Below are 15,775 nucleotides of genomic sequence, written 5' to 3' on the forward strand. Positions count from 1 at the left end.
AGAGGGCCTCTTGGCATGCCAAGAGGCCCTCGAACGAGACGATTGGCATGTCCAATGAAGCACGGCCAACCATAACAAAATCTACGACGCAGGCAGGCACTTGGGACCGAAGAGGATTTTGATCTCGGCGAAAAGCGACGTGTCGCGCTTTACACGAAAACGATCACCAAACGTCAACACCCTGGCATTGCCGTCAGAATCCATGATGGCCAATTTCACTTCGCAGACACCGGGATGGCCCGTGAGTATCCTCCCCAACTTCATGACATGCGGACGATTGAGAGCGGTCTGCGGCAAGGTGAGTACCAAGGGCCGTTCGTCTTCGGCCACGAGGTTCGGCACATTCATATCGTTGGCCCGCAGACTCACCGTTTCGTCGCGCTGTTCGACCTGCCCGCGGATCTGCACCACCTCGTCGACGGCCAGCTTGTCGGCGGCACCGGTGTAGGCGCGCCCGAAGAACATACATTGGATGGAGCTTTCCATGTCTTCGATGGTGACGATGGCCCAGGGGTTGCCTTTCTTGGAAACACGTCGATCGACTGAAGTAATCAACCCGGCGATGGTGACCTGCTGCCGGTCGTCCATATTGGCGGCGCTGTTGACCAGCTGGGCGATGGACATGTCACGCAAGCTGTTGAGCACGGAGGCCATTCCGGAAAGCGGATGATCGGAGACGTAGAGCCCGAGCATTTCGCGCTCGAAGTTCAATTTGGTCTTCTTGTCCCATTCCTCGATGTCGGGAACGCTGACCTGCGCGTCGCCCATCGCGCCATCGCCGCTTTCGCCTTCACTGCCATCGTCGTCCCCGAGGCCGCTGAAGAGGTCGAACTGCCCTTCGGCCTGCTTGCGTTTGAGACTCACCACGGAGTCGATGGCGGATTCATGGATCTGGAAAAGCGCACGACGGTTCGGGTCGATGGAGTCGAAAGCACCGGCCTTGATCAGCGATTCCACCAGACGCTTGTTGAGCGCGCTCAACGGCACGCGGCGGATGAAGTCCATGAAGTTGACGAACTTGCCGCGTTTGCTCTCGCGTTCGGCGATGATGTCCTGCACGGCCTTGTCGCCGACGTTGCGGATGGCACCGAGGCCGAAACGGATGATGTCACCGACAGGAGCATATTCGAGCCGGGATTCGTTGACGTCCGGCGGCAGCACCTTGATGCCCATGCGGCGTGCCTCGCCCAGGTAGAGCGCGGTCTTGTCCTTGTTGCTGCGTTCGTTCTGCAGCAACGCAGCCATGAATTCCACCGGATAGTGGGTCTTCAGGTATGCGGTCCAGTAGGAGATCAGCCCGTATGCTGCCGAATGCGCCTTGTTGAACGCATAGCCGGCGAACGGCACGAAGATGTCCCAGACGTCCTGCGCGGCCTTTTGGGAGTAGCCGTGCTGCTTCATACCCTCAAAGAACGGCTTCTGTTCCTTGGCCAGCACTTCGGGCTTCTTCTTGCCCATCGCTCGTCGCAACACGTCTGCGCGTCCCAGCGAATAACCGGCCAGGATTCGCGCGGCGGACTGCACCTGTTCCTGATAGACGATGAGACCGTATGTTTCGTCGAGCACCGGGGCCAGCGCCTCGGCCACCTCGTCGTTGATTGGGGTGATGGGCTGCAAACCGTTCTTGCGCTTGGCATAGTTGTTGTGCGAGTCGACATCCATGGGGCCCGGACGGTAGAGGGCGATAAGTGCGGAGATATCGTTGAAGTTATCGGGTTTGAGGCTTTTGAGGAGTGCCCGCATCCCGTCGCCATCGAGCTGGAAGACGCCGAGGGTGTCGCCTCGTGTCAAAAGCTGGTAAGTCTCCTTGTCATCCAGCGGAATCTTCGTGTAGTCGATAGGCTCTTTGCCGTTGAGCTCGATGTTTTTCAAGGTGTCGCGGATGACCGTCAAGTTGGAGAGGCCGAGGAAGTCGTTCTTGACCAGTCCCAGCGTTTCGCACGTATGATATTCGAAGGTCGTGGTCACCGTGCCGTCGGTGCGTTCCAAAAGCGGAGAGGTGTCGGTGATCGGCGTGGCCGACATGATGGTGGCGCAGGCATGCACACCGGTCTGGCGGATCAGGCCTTCGATGCCCTTGGCCTGGTCGGTGATGCGTTTGGCGTCCGGATCGGAGTCGTAAAGCTCACGAAACTCGCGTGCTTCGGCGTATTTCTTGGAGGTCGGGTCGAACATCTCCTTCAAGCTCGCGTCCTTGCCGTTCTTGCTCGGCGGCAAGGCCTTTACGATGCGGTCGCCAACGGAGAACTCGTAGCCCATGATGCGCGCGGAATCCTTGAGAGCCTGCTTGGTTTTGATGGTGCCGTAGATGACGCACTGCGCCACCTTGTCATGCCCATATTTGTCGGCGACGTAGTCGAGCACCTTCTGGCGGCCTTCAGGATCGAAATCGATATCGATATCAGGCAGGGAGACGCGTTCCGGGTTGAGGAACCGTTCGAAGATCAGGCCGTGTTCCAGCGGATCGAGTTCGGTGATGCCCATGGCGTAGGCCACCATCGATCCTGCCGCGGAGCCACGCCCCGGGCCGACCATCACGCCGTGGGTCTTGGCCCAGTTGATGTAGTCGGCGACGACGAGGAAGTAGCCGCAGAACTGCATCTGGCAGATCACGCCGCACTCGTAGTCGGCCTGTTTACGCACGTCGTCCGGTACGTTGCCTTCATAACGTTTCTCAAGGCCCTTCTGCACATCGTGCAGGAACAGCGAGGTCTCGTCCCAGCCGTCCGGGCAGTCGAACAGCGGCATGAAGGCGCCATCCTCGTGGTCATCGAACATCACGTTGCAGCGTTCCGCCACTTCCAGCGTGTTGTCGCAAGCTTCGGGCAAATCCTTGAAGAGCTCACGCATCTCCTCGGCGGACTTGATGTAGTAGCCGGAACCGTCGAATTTGAAGCGGTTCGGATCGTCGAGATGAGAGCCGGAATTGATGCAGAGCATCGCGTCCTGGGAGCCACGATCTGCCTCGTGGACGTAGTGGGAATCGTTGGTGGCAATGATAGGGGCACCGAGGTCTTTGGCAATCTTGAGCAGGTCCTTGGAGACCCTCTTTTCAATCTCGAGATTATGGTCCATCAGTTCGATATAGAAATTATCCTTACCGAAGATGTCCTGCAGCTGGTGGGCGGCACGCAAGGCCTCTTTGTACTGCCCCAGACGCAAGCGGGTCTGGATGATGCCGGATGGGCAGCCGGAGGTGCCGATAACGCCTTTGTGGTACCTTTCCAGTACCTCGTAATCCATACGCGGCCACTTGCCGACTCGGCCTTCCAGATTGGCCACCGACGAAGCCTTCATCAGATTGACCAGGCCCTCGTCGTTTTCGGCCCAAAGGGTCATATGGGTGATGAAACCACCGCCGGAGACATCGTCGCTACGTTGGGCTTCGGTGCCCCAGTGTACACGGGTTTTGTCGGTCCTGGAGGTCTCAGGAGTGACGTACGCTTCGATGCCGATAATCGGCTTGATACCAGCGCTTACGGCATTGCTCCACATCTCATAGGCACCGTGCATATTGCCGTGGTCTGTAATACCGACAGCCGGCATTTCAAGCTCTTTGGCGCGGTTGATCAGATCGGGAATCTTGGATGCGCCGTCAAGCAGCGAGTAATGGGTATGGTTATGCAACTGAACGAAATTCCCGGAATTAGCCATGCTCTCCACGATACCGAGCCGGTCAGACTCGAAAAGCCTTCAGCGAATCATTTTCGGGTATATGTTTTGATCAAAAAATTCTATTCTTTTTCTTGTTTGTCTTCGCGCACGACGTCCAACGCATGCTGCAAATCGGCGGGATAACGGGACTCTACCACAGTGCGGACGTGGGTGCGGGGATGCTTGAATTCCAAGCGCATCGCGTGCAGCCATTGGCGAGTCAGGCCCAAGCGATCAGCCAACACGGGATTGGCGCCATACATCGAGTCGCCTACCAGCGGATGGCCGATGGACGAAAAATGTACACGGATCTGGTGGGTGCGGCCGGTTTCGAGATTGACGCTTACGAGTGTCGCTTCGCTGAACCGCTCAAGCACATCCCAATGCGTAATCGCCTTTTTGCCAAGAGGAGTGACGGTGAAGCGGAAATCCGAGACTTTGGCACGGCCGATGGGCGCTTCGATGGTCGCCTTGTCGTGGGTCAGGTTGCCCTGCGCAAGTGCATGATAGATTTTGGTCACTTCGTGATGGGCAAATTGACGGCGCATCTCTCGATAGGCCAAGTCGGATTTGCATACCAGCATCAATCCGCTGGTACCGACGTCGAGTCTGCTGACGATACCCTGTCTGCCGGGAGCTCCCATAGATGTGATATGTACTCCGCGGGCCAAAAGACTGCCCAAGACCGTCGGCCCCGTCCACCCGGCCGAAGCATGCGCAGCGACGCCGACAGGCTTGTCGACCACGACGATATCTTCGTCCTCGTAGACGACGGTCATGTCTTCCGCCAGCGGTTCCGGCTCAGGATCGGGCTCAACGATATCGAATTCAACCGTATCGCCGCTGGCCAGTGTTCCCGATTTTGAAATTTGGTGCTGTAATACAGATACCTCGCCGGCCTCAATAAGTTCGACGGCTTTGGAACGCGAGACGCCAAGCATCTTCGCTACGGCAACGTCAAATCTCTTGCCGATCAAAGCATCCGGGGCAGGTACCAGTCGGCTCATCGGCTGTTCTCTCCCCTATCCTCGACGCTATACGACGGCTCCACATCGGTGTCTTCGGTATTGTTCATATCTTTTGCACTGAACGAAACGCTGGTCAACAGCAAAACGATAATAAGGACCGCGGCGATTCCCAGCTCGATATCGGCCACATTGCCAACAGACCAGCCATAGTTGAGAAAATCGACCACTTTACCATTAAGGAAACCGTCGGCGAAAACGACGCGGTCGATAAGATTGCCGAAAGCTCCGGCAAATGCCAACGTCAACGCCGCCGTCCACCAAAGCGAAACCGTGGTCAGGGCCAGATACACCAACGCCACACAGGCCACGAAAGCCAGACATGAAATCAGCCAGGTGACTGACGAACCCATTCCCAGCGACGCCCCGGGATTACGGACCAGCGTCAGCCCCAGCAGCTTCGGAATGACGATGATGGTTTTGCCATCGCTCAGCGCGCCCTGCGCCCACACTTTGGTGAGTCGATCGGCCAACAGCGCCACCACGGCTACGATAACGAAAACGGCCACACGATTGCGCGGCCGTTTGGGTGATACATTCTTCATATCGATGGCCGAATCAGTCCTTGGACTCTTCCATCTTGTTGTACGTGTTCGTATCGCTGACCTGGGAGACAAGCTGGCCCAAGAACTCAGTGAGACGAGTGCGGTACTCGGTCTCGAACTGCTTCAGGCTCTGGATATTGTCCTCGATGACCTTGGACTGCGATGCGAGGTTGTCACGCACCTGCTGGGCATAGGTCTCAGCAGCCGAACGGGTCTTCTGGTCGTACTCGGCGGCGCGACGCTGAACTTCGGACTCGTAGGTATCGGCCGTAGAATGCTTCTGCGTGGAATAATCATCAGCGGCTGTACGGGTCTTCTGTGCATATGCATCCGCTTCGGAGCGGGTCTGCTTGGAATATTCCTCAGCCTTGCCACGGGTCTGCTTGGCATACTCGTCGGATTCATTGCGTGTGCGGGTCGAATAGTCGTTGGCTTTGTTGACCAGTTCCTGGTACTTGGCCTGGCTGGCGTCGGTAATTTCCTTGGCCTTCGCCTTGCCCTTGTCGACGTACTGGTCGTGCAGCTGCATGGCAAGCGTCAGCATGGCGGTCGCACGCTCGGGCTCGCTATTGGCTCCAGCAGCAGCTCCTGCGATCTTCTGCAGGCTGCCGGTCTCGGTACTCGGCTCAATCTTGGAGACCTGGGCGCGCAACTGATTCTCGCGTTGCTTGGATTCCTCAAGCTGACGGGAAAGATCCTGCAGCTTCTGGCTCTGCTCGCTGGCATTGGAGAGCTGCTTCTTGGCCTGTTCCAGTTCACGGGTGAGCTTCTCGTTGCCGTTGCGGAATTCGTCGCGCTCATGCTGGACGGCGACAAGCTGGTTGTCGATATCCTTCTTGCCGGCGGCCTGCGCTGCCTGAGCGGTGAGCTGATCGATCTGGGAGTTCAAGCGATCTACCTGATCCTTCAACTGCTTGTTCTGCTCAGCCAGGGCCCTGTTGCTTTCTTCGGCTTCGGCGAGCTTTGAGGCATCCACACTTGCGGTAGCAGACTGATTGGTGGCATTCTGCTGTTGGCTGGCCGCCGTCTTCAGGGTTTGGTTTTCGCGGCTCAAGGTCTGGACCTGGCTGGTCAAATCAGAAATCTTGGAATTGAGCTTGCTGACATCCGGACCCAGCGACTGCGTCGACTGACCGTTGCCATTGGCCATAGCCTGCTTGCCGAGAGCTTCGACGGTCTCGGTTACCTGATCGAGGAAGTCATCGACCTCTTCGACATCGTACCCTTCTTTAAAACGTACGGTTTGGAAGGCATGTTCCCTGATATCTTTCGGCGTTAACAGTGCCATAAACTTTTACACCTCACTTTGGGCATAATGCCTCTGATTTTTTGACTCTTGAACAAATCTTACACCAAGCAGTGTACCCGAAGGTCTCACATTTTCTCCAAGATACTTATTTTATGTTTATTGTTCCCATGAAACCTGTTGCGAGGACGAGAACCTGTCATTGCCCGGTGTGGATTCCGAATCGATCGAAGAAAAATACGACGAAGACGATGAGACGTCCGGTACGAAGCCCTGCGCGCCAGCCCCCATACCGGAGACCGGGCCAGCGGAAGAAGCACCCGCACCAAGCTGGCCCTCAAGATACGAAATCCGCTGTTGCTGCGCGGTCAGAGTGTCAGCGACCTGATCGAGGAAATCATCGACTTCCCCGACATCATAGCCTTCCTTAAAACGCACTACTTGGAACGCCTTATTGCTTACTTGTTGTGCCGTCAGCAACACCATAATATGGCCTTTCTCCATGAGGAAGCGGAATTCTGCCCCGAAAATTGAAAACTAAATGATGAACGCCACCACAGCCAGAATGAACCACAACACCACCGGTGTGAAGTCCAATCCGCCATTGCCCATACGGATGACGGGAATGAACCGGCGCAACCAGCGCAACGGTGGCTCAGTCAAAACATAGAAGACATTGATAATCGCACCAATCACGGGGCCCGGACGCCAGCGCGGAATCAGCACGAGCACCCAGTCAATCAGTACTCTGATAAAGAGCACCGTCTCATAAATGCTGATAAGCCACTTGATCAGGTAAAGGATGGTATACAGCATAAAACCTCAGAACAGGCCGTCTTCGGATTCGTCGGAAGATGACTGATCCACCTTGATGTTGACCTGAGCAGGGCTCAGCAGGAAGACCCTGGGCGTGACACGCTCAAGCGAACCGCGGACACCGAAGACCACGCCTGCGGAAAAGTCGACGATGCGGTAGGCGACAGCTTCGGAGACACCGGTCAGATTCAAGACCACCGGAATGCCGTCGCGAATGGCACGACCGACCTTCTGTGCCTCGTCATAGGATTTGGGATGAATCGTGGTGATACGGTTGATACGGCCTGCCGGGAAAGGCTTGGCTGCGCGCGAAGACGAAGAGCTGTCCTGACTTTGGGTAACCGAAGCCGTATGCGGGGTGATCGGTGTCACAGTGCTGTCCGAATCGAAATCGGAGGGTGCGGCATCTTCGGCTTCCATCGTTTCGTCGTCATCGTCGTCGACGACATCGGACATTCCAAGATATGACATCGCCTTTTTCATATATCCAGCCATAACAATCCTTTCGTCTTCTCTTTAGCGCAGGAAATCGGGGATATCGAGATCGCCGGGATCATCGGGCGAAGACGATTCATCGGGATCGTCATACGATTCGTTCTCCGGAGTGTGCGAAACGGTCGGGGTGTCCAGATCGGGCATATGACGGACCAGCGGGGTCTGCGGTTCGGACACATAGGTTTCCGCCGACGAACTGGCGTTGCGCGACGCCGTATCTGAACCCTCGTCGAGGTTCTCGGCGTCCTTCTTGCCTTCGGCGTCGAAACCTGCCGCGATGACGGTGACACGGACCTCGTCGCCATAAGCATCGTCGAGCGCGAGACCCCAAATAATCTGGGCTTCCGGATGGATGGCCTTGCGAACCAGTTCGGTGGCGTCGCTGGCTTCCTGCAGCTTCAGGTCGGTAGGACCGGCGATGTTGATGAGAGCACCGTGGGCGCCCTCGATACTCTCTTCGAGCAACGGCGAGCTGATGGCGATTTCGGCGGCCTGGGTGGCGCGGTCCTCGCCGCGTGCCGAGCCGATGCCGAAGAGGGCCGTGCCCGCGCCACGAAGAATCGCGGTGACATCTGAGAAGTCGACGTGGATGTAGGAGTTCATCGTGATCAGGTCGGTGATGCCCTGTACGCCGGCCAGAAGCGCGGTATCCGCGGTCTTGAAAGCATCTACGATGCCGATGGTCTTGTCGGAAAGCTCAAGGAGACGATCGTTGGGGATGACAATGAGCGCATCGACTTCCTTGCGCAGGTTCTCGATACCAAGTTTTGCGGAGGCAGCACGCTGTGGACCCTCGAAGGCGAACGGACGAGTGACGACAGCTATTGTCAGCGCACCCTGCTGGTGGGCCGCACGAGCCACGATCGGGCTTGCACCGGTTCCGGTGCCGCCACCTTCGCCGCAGGTGACGAAGACCATATCGGCGCCCTTGAGGGCCTCTTCGATATCCGACTGGTGATCCTGCGCGGCTTTGGCGCCTTTTTCGGGGTCAGCCCCGGCTCCGAGCCCACGGCTGGAGTGATCGCTCAGGGAAATCTTGACATCTGCGTCGCTGCGGAGCAAATCTTTCGCGTCGGTATTAATCGCTACAAATTCAACGTTTTGCAAGCCTTCGGCAATCATGCGATTGACGGCGTTACCACCGGCACCACCGACACCGACCACCTTGATGCTTGTTTTATCGTTGAAATTGTCATTCTGGGCAATCTCGCTCACCATAGTCTCCTGTCACTTCACGGTTATGCCTATTACTCTATCGCAGAACACGCCTAAATTAAGACTATTTCCCGGGGTGTACCACAGATTTTTTGGATTTTTTTAAATTAGTAGCTGGCATCCATGGGGTCATCACCGAAAAGCTGCTCGCGCTCCTCATGGGTAGTGGTGCGCGAATCGAACCAACCGTAAGGGACGTGAACCTTTTTCGCGTAGCGAACACGGCCACGAGGTTTGTCGGCGATGCGTTCCGGGTATGTGATGGACGGGTCAAGTTTGTCCATTACCTTTTTGACATCATCCAACGTTTCGGATTCCATGAATTCACGTCGGGTTGTGCCACCGACCGGGAACCCCTTGAGGTACCAGGCGACGTGCTTGCGCAAATCGTGTACGGCCATGGTCTCATCGCCGTCATAGAAGCGCAGCAACAGTTGACCGTGTGCCATGATGATCTGGAAAACACCGCCCAGCGTCGGGCTGAAGCGTTCGTCGGAGCCGGCGAAGGCGTGCTTGATGTCGGAGAAGATCCATGGCCTGCCTTGGCATCCGCGGCCGATGGCGACGCCGGCGCAACCGGTTTCGCGCACCATTTCCAGTGCATCCTCGGCTCCCCAGATGTCGCCGTTGCCGAAGACAGGGATATCCACGGCTTCAACGAGTTCAGCAATGCGGCTCCAGTCGGAGTGGCCACCATAATATTCTGCGGTTGTACGCGCGTGAAGCGTTACGGCGGCACAGCCTTCGTCTTCAGCGATACGGGCCGCATCGAGGAAGGTGGTGTGATCAGCGTCGATGCCGACGCGAATTTTGGCAGTTACAGGAATATTGGCATCGCTGCACACCTCGACCACGCGATGAATGAGCTCGCGGAACAAATCCGTTTTCCATGGCATCGCAGAACCGCCGCCACGACGGGTTACTTTGGGCACCGGACAGCCGAAGTTCAGATCAACGTGATCGGCTAGATTGCCATGAACCACCATCTGCGCAGCCTGCGCGGTGATATTGGGATCGACGCCGTAGAGCTGCAGTGAACGAATCTTCTCGGTGGGTGCGAAACGGCAGAGGCGGAACGCTTTGGGATTGCGGGCGACGAGTGCTCTCGCAGTAATCATTTCGGCGACATACAGCCCATCGGGACCATACACACGGCAAATCGAACGGAACGGCCAGTTGGTCACGCCCGCCATCGGAGAGAGCACCACCGGAGTCTCGATATGCAATGGTCCCAAGTCGACGGGCGCGATCTTCGGCAACGGCTTGCCATCATCCGCGGCTTCATATTCGCCATCCTGCGCACTGGTTTCGCTTGAATCCAACCCGGGCAGCCCCTTGAGCACCTCATCCCAGCCATCATCAAACCGCTGCCGAGCCTCCGAATAATCCACTTTGCTCAGCCATTCCTTAAAATCCTTCACGTATCACCTATTTTTTATTTACTCAATATTCGTCGTTTATTTAATGTTCGTAAAAACAATACTTCGACTGGCGTGCTTGGGGCTGGGGCATACAATGTCCGACACGCTCTGGGCCTCGCCGTTAAGCAATCAGTCCAGTGGACTGATTGTAGGCGAGGTGAGCGCGATTCTCGAGCGCGAAGGCGAAATCTACGATTTCGCGGCCAAGTCTTTACGGTCAAGCATCGCATATCCCCGGCCCACCACTCAACACGTTTTGAAACTCAGCCGCTTAACTCTAAACAACTGCAGATGCCTACTTTAAATCCAAATACAAACAGTTAGATTCCGTTGAGTGCTGGGCGTCGGGATATGCGATGGCTAGACATAAAGCTTGGCCTACCGGCCTGGAAGGTATCTAGACATTGTATATCCCGACACCCAGCAACGCCAGTTAAAGCTTGTGCACAGCTTTTTATTAACCAGTCTTCAGAGCGACTCAGTAGAGACCGCCGGCCTCTGCGACCTTGACCGGGGCGGACTCATCGACGCCGGACTCCTTGGCGAAGTCCACGGCGCCATCGGCTGCGGTGGTACCGACGATGGAGGCCGGGCCTTCGGGGTAACGCACCCGCTTCTCTGAAATGCGGTCGGCGACATACTTGGCCACGTTGTCGAGGTCGACGCGCTCCTGCTTCATCGAGTCGCGTTCACGGATGGTGACAGCGTGGTCGTCGGCGGTGTCGAAGTCGACCGTGATGCAAAGCGGGGTACCGATCTCATCCTGACGACGATAGCGGCGACCGATGGCTCCGGCCTCGTCGTAGTCAATCATCCAGTCATGCTGGCGCAGTTCGGCGGCCAAGTCGTGGGCGATGCCCTGCAGTGGCGCCTTCTTGCTCAGCGGGAAGACGGCGGCCTTGACCGGCGAAAGCCTCGGGTCGAGACGCAGCACGGTACGGCGATCGACGCCGCCCTTGGTGTTCGGCGCCTCATCAACAGCATAGGCGTCCACGAGGAAGGCCATGAGCGAACGGGTCAGGCCCGCGGCCGGCTCGATGACGTAGGGAATGTACTTCTTGCCGCTGGCCTGGTCGAAGAAGGCCAGATCCTCGCCGGAATGCTCCTGATGCGCGGAAAGGTCGAAATCGGTGCGGTTGGCCACGCCTTCGAGCTCGCCCCAGTCGGAGCCCTTGAAGCCGAACTTGTATTCGATGTCGACGGTGCGCTTGGAATAGTGCGCGAGCTTCTCCTTGGGATGCTCGTAATGACGCAGGTTCTCCGGGTTGATGCCCAGGTCGGTGTACCAGCGGGTGCGGGTGTCGATCCAGTACTGGTGCCATTCCTCATCGGTGCCAGGCTCGACGAAGAACTCCATCTCCATCTGCTCGAATTCGCGGGTGCGGAAGATGAAGTTGCCGGGGGTGATCTCGTTGCGGAACGACTTGCCCATATTGGCGATGCCGAACGGCGGTTTGGAACGCGAGGAAGTCATGACGTTCTTGAAGTCCACGAAGATGCCCTGGGCGGTCTCCGGACGCAGATAGTGCAGCGAATTCTCGTCGTCCACCGGTCCGAGGTGGGTGCGCAGCATCATGTTGAAGTCACGCGGTTCGGTCCACTCACCGCGGGTGCCGCAATCGGGGCAGACGATATCCTTGAGACCGTTCTCGGGCATCTTGTCGCCATGTTTCTCGGCATAGGATTCTTCGAGCTTGTCCGCGCGCTGGCGCTTGTGGCAGTTGAGGCATTCGATCAGCGGGTCGTTGAAGACCTTGACATGGCCAGAAGCTTCCCAGACCGCAGAAGGAAGAATGATCGAGGTGTCGACACCGACGACGTCGCCGCGGGTGACCACCATCGAACGCCACCATTCGCGCTTGATATTGTCCTTCAAAGCGACGCCAAGGGGACCGTAATCCCATGCGGAACGTGTGCCGCCGTAGATCTCCCCCGCAGGGAACACGAAACCACGACGCTTGGCCAGCGATACGACTTCATCAAGTTTGGATTGAGCCACAACACACCTTCCGTTTTCGGCTTTAATCAGCCATTTCACCACATGTACTTGTGTGTCCACTTTACCGACATAGCCTGACACACTGTGCAAACGCGACGACCGGCAATGCTAAGCCTTGAAGGTAGCATGCAATCAGTTATTAAGGAGACCATTATGAGTGAGAACATTGACCGCAACGCCGTAAAACAAGCCATTCCCACCGACCCGAAAACCGGCAAGCCCTATATCAACACCGTCGCCGCCGTGGCCATCGCGCCCAGCGGTACCGGCTCGGAACTAAGCGAATACGTCGCACAATCCGTCAATGTCATCCGCGAATCGGGACTGCCCAACGAAACCAACGCGATGTTCACGAATATCGAGGGCGATCTTGACGACGTGCTCAAGACCGTACGGGACGCGACGATGGTGCTGTCAAGTCAAGGATTTCGAACCGAGGTCACACTTAAACTTGACATACGTCCCGGTTTTTCTGGTCAAATCAAAGAAAAGAAACAGCTTGTTGACGAGATTCTAGGTCAAACGAAATAAACGCCAGTTTCCAACGAAATAGACATTTATTTCAAATAATAAGCATAGTGTTTACTTAGTCCGTAAATAGGTATAGATTAGAAAATATGATGACAATGAAAGACGTTGCGGAGAAGGCCGGAGTCTCGATCTCCACTGTCTCCTTGGTTCTCAACAATAGGGATGCCGGGCGCGTAAAAACACAAATAGCCGCAAAGGTGCGGGAAATTGCCGACGAGCTTGGATACAAGCCCAATCCGATGGCCCGAAGCCTGCGTACCAGCAAAACCGGGATTCTGGGATTCGTCGCCGACGAAATCTATGACATCCCTTACACCGCACAAACCCTGCAGGGCGCACAGGATGCAGCCAGCCACTACGGCTACATCATCCTGTTCGTCGACACGGACGGCTCAGCCAGTCAGACGGATCAGATTTCCGTGCTACAGCGTTACGGCATGGATGGTTTCCTTTATTCCAGGCCTTCCAGCCAAGTCACTGAAGTCCCTGAGGATCTGGTCCATTCGCCGCTGGTGCTGATTTCCACCAACACCGTAGACAACCGTTTCCCCATCGTCGAGCCTGACGAATTTTTCGTCGGCTATGACGCGACGAAAAAGCTCATTGAAGCCGGAGCCAAGAGAATTGCTTACATCGGCAATTCCGCACCCACCATCGCCCAGGCCACGAGGCTTGAAGGATACCGCAAGGCGCTTAGCGAAGCGGAAATCCCCTTCGATAAGGAGCTGGTTGTCAACATCTCGCAGAATGACGAAGCTCTTGGTTTGATTTCCTCGCTATTCGACCAGGTAAAGCCGGACGCCTTCTTCTGCTACGATGACGCGCGTGCATGGTATATCTACGAATGCGCCGCACGCCGTGGCTTGACCGTCGGCAAGGATCTTTCGGTTATCGGCGTGGGCAACGACAGCAACATCGCCGATACCTTCTCCCCCAGACTGACCAGCGTCGCCATTCCGTATTATGAAATGGGCTATTGGGCGGTTTCCAAGCTGGTCTCGCTCATTGAGAAGCGTTCACTGGGCGAAGATCCGTTCCCCAAGAACCTCATCGACCTTCCGCCGATCAATTCGGCCATCCCGGCCTGCATCCATTGCCAAATCATTGGAAACCAATCGGTGGTCGGACAGAAATAGAAGCATTTATTGCCGATTATCCGTGATACTTGTTTGCGATAATCACCAACGGATAATTGATGAACAAATAAACGGCTCTTCCGTAACACTTCGGAAGAGCCGTTTATTTGTTTTCGCCATTTGCCGATCCGACTTATATACTACTAATCGGCTTGTTGACTTGTCACTTCGACTTGGCCTTTACCCCGCCGAAACGTCGGTCCCGATGTACGTAGTGATCGATGGAGCGCCACAGGGCTTCACGCCCGTAGTCCGGGAAAAGTTCGGGCGCGAAATCAAGTTCCGCGTAAGCCGCTTCCCATGGTAGGAAGTTCGAAGTGCGTTGTTCGCCGGAAGTGCGGATTATCAAATCGCAATCGGGGATGTCTGGATTATAAAGATGCTCGGAAATCATCGATTCGGTGACACGATCACCGCTGATTTTGCCGTCGCGCACCTCTTTGGCTATGGCCGCGGCAGCGTCGGCAATCTCGGAACGACCGCCGTAATTGATACAGAAGACCACGTCGATGGTCGAATTGTGCTTGGTGCGCTCCATGGCAACCTCAAGTTCGTCGATCACGGATTTCCAAAGTCTCGGGCGACGGCCGGACCAGCGCACGCGCACGCCCCACTCGTCCATCTGCGCCACACGGCGGTGGATGATATCGCGCGAAAAGCCCATCAGGAAGCGGACTTCCTGCGGGCTGCGTTTCCAATTCTCCGTCGAAAAAGTATAGAGGCTCAGGTAACGCACCCCGGCCTCGATGGCACCGGCGATGGTATCGAAAACGACCGGCTCGGCAGCCTGGTGGCCATGGGTGCGGGTCAGCCCACGCTGCTGGGCCCAACGTCCGTTGCCGTCCATGATCACGCCGACGTGACGGGGAACCTTATTCTTCGGAAATGCCGGGATAATCGACGGATCGGAGAACGGTGCCGCGGGCACGTCAAGCGAGGTGTAATCCACATGTTCGAAAGCCATACTTAAGAATCTAGCAACTTCAGTGAGCGAATGGGACGTTCGAGGTAATATTCACCCCATTCTTCAACAAATCGACGAATTTCGGCTCTCAGAGGAGTGCGGTCAAGCACATTCCAGTCCCCCTCGATCAACGCCTCCATCTGCTCACGGCCGTCGAGGTCCATGCGCCGTGAATCCGGTGTGTGGTCGGTGGAGCAGAGAATACCACCGGAAGCCACGGAAAAATAGTCGAGGTCATCGCGCTTGCCGCACACCGCGCATGAGGAAAGGCGCGGGGTCCAACCGGCCTGAGACAAGGCCCGCATGACATAGGAATCGCTGATGGCCTCGGCCGGATGACGTGCGCGGACAAGTGCCGCCAACGCGGAAATCAATAGCATATATTGTCTTTGGGCAGGTTCGTGCTCGGTGGAGACAAGCTTATCCGTCGTTTCGGCGATGACGTTGGCGGCAGTATAGGCATCGTAATCCACACAGATACGTGCGGCGTAAGAGGAAATACAGGAGGCCTGCGAGACGACGTCCAGCGAACGGCCTTCGGCGATGAGCAGGTCGTCACGCATGAAGGGTTCCAGTCTGCCGCCGAAGCGCGATTTGGTGCGCCGCACCCCTTTGGCGACGGCACGCACCTTGCCGTGATTCTTGGTCATGAGGGTAAGGATGCGGTCGGCCTCGCCGAGTTTGACGGTTTTCAAGACCACAGCTTCGTCCCGGTACAACGCCATCCG

At 56.5% G+C, this 15,775-nt stretch carries 14 protein-coding genes; 2 read left to right on the forward strand and 12 right to left on the reverse strand.

Translation table 11 applies throughout. The features are described from left to right. Positions 1 to 81: 81 nt before the first annotated feature. The 10 genes from dnaE to PT279_RS06475 all read right to left on the reverse strand — a co-directional run bounded on the left by dnaE (position 82) and on the right by PT279_RS06475 (position 12,416). Complete coding sequence (dnaE, locus tag PT279_RS06430) at positions 82 to 3,654, reverse strand: DNA polymerase III subunit alpha (RefSeq protein ID WP_277166554.1); 3,573 nt, start codon at positions 3,652 to 3,654, stop codon at positions 82 to 84. Between the two features lie 80 nt (positions 3,655 to 3,734). Then, positions 3,735 to 4,661: an RluA family pseudouridine synthase gene (locus tag PT279_RS06435; RefSeq protein ID WP_277166555.1), complete on the reverse strand. Its 927-nt coding sequence runs from the start codon at positions 4,659 to 4,661 to the stop codon at positions 3,735 to 3,737. Then, positions 4,658 to 5,224 carry a signal peptidase II gene (locus PT279_RS06440; RefSeq protein ID WP_277166556.1) on the reverse strand — a complete coding sequence of 189 codons (567 nt, stop codon included), beginning with the start codon at positions 5,222 to 5,224 and terminating at the stop codon, positions 4,658 to 4,660. Before PT279_RS06440 ends, PT279_RS06435 begins: the two co-directional genes overlap by 4 nt. Positions 5,225 to 5,237: 13 nt before the next feature. Continuing rightward, positions 5,238 to 6,512 carry a DivIVA domain-containing protein gene (locus PT279_RS06445; RefSeq protein WP_277166557.1) on the reverse strand — a complete coding sequence of 425 codons (1,275 nt, stop codon included), beginning with the start codon at positions 6,510 to 6,512 and terminating at the stop codon, positions 5,238 to 5,240. A gap of 117 nt (positions 6,513 to 6,629) precedes the next feature. Further along, entirely contained in the window at positions 6,630 to 6,956 is a 327-nt protein-coding gene (locus tag PT279_RS06450; protein WP_277166558.1) for a DivIVA domain-containing protein, read from the reverse strand. A gap of 51 nt (positions 6,957 to 7,007) precedes the next feature. Then, a complete protein-coding gene (locus PT279_RS06455; protein WP_277166559.1) occupies positions 7,008 to 7,286 on the reverse strand; it encodes a YggT family protein in 279 nt (92 codons plus the stop codon). A 6-nt stretch (positions 7,287 to 7,292) separates the two neighbouring features. Continuing rightward, positions 7,293 to 7,781, reverse strand: a complete 489-nt coding sequence (locus PT279_RS06460; RefSeq protein ID WP_277166560.1) for a cell division protein SepF — start codon at positions 7,779 to 7,781, stop codon at positions 7,293 to 7,295. A gap of 21 nt (positions 7,782 to 7,802) precedes the next feature. After that, the gene (ftsZ, locus tag PT279_RS06465) at positions 7,803 to 8,999 is read right to left on the reverse strand and encodes a cell division protein FtsZ (protein WP_277166561.1); all 1,197 of its coding nucleotides are present in this window, start codon (positions 8,997 to 8,999) and stop codon (positions 7,803 to 7,805) included. A gap of 104 nt (positions 9,000 to 9,103) precedes the next feature. Next, positions 9,104 to 10,318 carry a tRNA dihydrouridine synthase DusB gene (gene dusB, locus PT279_RS06470; RefSeq protein ID WP_277166629.1) on the reverse strand — a complete coding sequence of 405 codons (1,215 nt, stop codon included), beginning with the start codon at positions 10,316 to 10,318 and terminating at the stop codon, positions 9,104 to 9,106. Between the two features lie 577 nt (positions 10,319 to 10,895). Further along, on the reverse strand, positions 10,896 to 12,416 hold the full coding sequence (locus tag PT279_RS06475; protein ID WP_277166562.1) for a glycine--tRNA ligase: 1,521 nt from the start codon (positions 12,414 to 12,416) through the stop codon (positions 10,896 to 10,898). A gap of 153 nt (positions 12,417 to 12,569) precedes the next feature. Here PT279_RS06475 and PT279_RS06480 point away from each other — a divergent pair, with 153 nt between their 5' ends. Together PT279_RS06480 and PT279_RS06485 are read left to right on the forward strand one after the other, a co-directional pair. After that, entirely contained in the window at positions 12,570 to 12,947 is a 378-nt protein-coding gene (locus PT279_RS06480) for a thiamine-binding protein (RefSeq protein ID WP_277166563.1), read from the forward strand. 86 nt (positions 12,948 to 13,033) lie between these two features. Then, positions 13,034 to 14,083 (forward strand): LacI family DNA-binding transcriptional regulator, encoded by a 1,050-nt coding sequence (locus PT279_RS06485; protein ID WP_277166564.1) that lies wholly within the window; start codon positions 13,034 to 13,036, stop codon positions 14,081 to 14,083. A gap of 163 nt (positions 14,084 to 14,246) precedes the next feature. Here the strand turns inward: PT279_RS06485 and PT279_RS06490 are convergent, their stop codons facing one another. Both PT279_RS06490 and recO read right to left on the reverse strand, forming a co-directional pair. Then, positions 14,247 to 15,047, reverse strand: coding sequence for an isoprenyl transferase (locus tag PT279_RS06490; protein WP_277166565.1), 801 nt, complete (start codon positions 15,045 to 15,047; stop codon positions 14,247 to 14,249). A 2-nt stretch (positions 15,048 to 15,049) separates the two neighbouring features. Next, positions 15,050 to 15,772, reverse strand: a complete 723-nt coding sequence (recO, locus tag PT279_RS06495) for a DNA repair protein RecO (protein ID WP_277166566.1) — start codon at positions 15,770 to 15,772, stop codon at positions 15,050 to 15,052. Positions 15,773 to 15,775: the final 3 nt, after the last annotated feature.

Source organism: Bifidobacterium sp. ESL0784 (assembly GCF_029433295.1).
GTDB lineage: Bacteria > Actinomycetota > Actinomycetes > Actinomycetales > Bifidobacteriaceae > Bifidobacterium.

Coding starts and splice junctions, on each gene's coding strand:
- recO (WP_277166566.1), bottom strand. CDS start 15,772: ATGGCGTTGTACCGGGACGAAGCTGTGGTCTTGAAAACCGTCAAACTC.
- dnaE (WP_277166554.1), bottom strand. CDS start 3,654: ATGGCTAATTCCGGGAATTTCGTTCAGTTGCATAACCATACCCATTAC.
- PT279_RS06450 (WP_277166558.1), bottom strand. CDS start 6,956: ATGGTGTTGCTGACGGCACAACAAGTAAGCAATAAGGCGTTCCAAGTA.
- PT279_RS06480 (WP_277166563.1), top strand. CDS start 12,570: ATGAGTGAGAACATTGACCGCAACGCCGTAAAACAAGCCATTCCCACC.
- PT279_RS06490 (WP_277166565.1), bottom strand. CDS start 15,047: ATGGCTTTCGAACATGTGGATTACACCTCGCTTGACGTGCCCGCGGCA.
- PT279_RS06440 (WP_277166556.1), bottom strand. CDS start 5,224: ATGAAGAATGTATCACCCAAACGGCCGCGCAATCGTGTGGCCGTTTTC.
- PT279_RS06445 (WP_277166557.1), bottom strand. CDS start 6,512: ATGGCACTGTTAACGCCGAAAGATATCAGGGAACATGCCTTCCAAACC.
- PT279_RS06460 (WP_277166560.1), bottom strand. CDS start 7,781: ATGGCTGGATATATGAAAAAGGCGATGTCATATCTTGGAATGTCCGAT.
- ftsZ (WP_277166561.1), bottom strand. CDS start 8,999: ATGGTGAGCGAGATTGCCCAGAATGACAATTTCAACGATAAAACAAGC.
- PT279_RS06435 (WP_277166555.1), bottom strand. CDS start 4,661: ATGAGCCGACTGGTACCTGCCCCGGATGCTTTGATCGGCAAGAGATTT.
- PT279_RS06455 (WP_277166559.1), bottom strand. CDS start 7,286: ATGCTGTATACCATCCTTTACCTGATCAAGTGGCTTATCAGCATTTAT.
- PT279_RS06485 (WP_277166564.1), top strand. CDS start 13,034: ATGATGACAATGAAAGACGTTGCGGAGAAGGCCGGAGTCTCGATCTCC.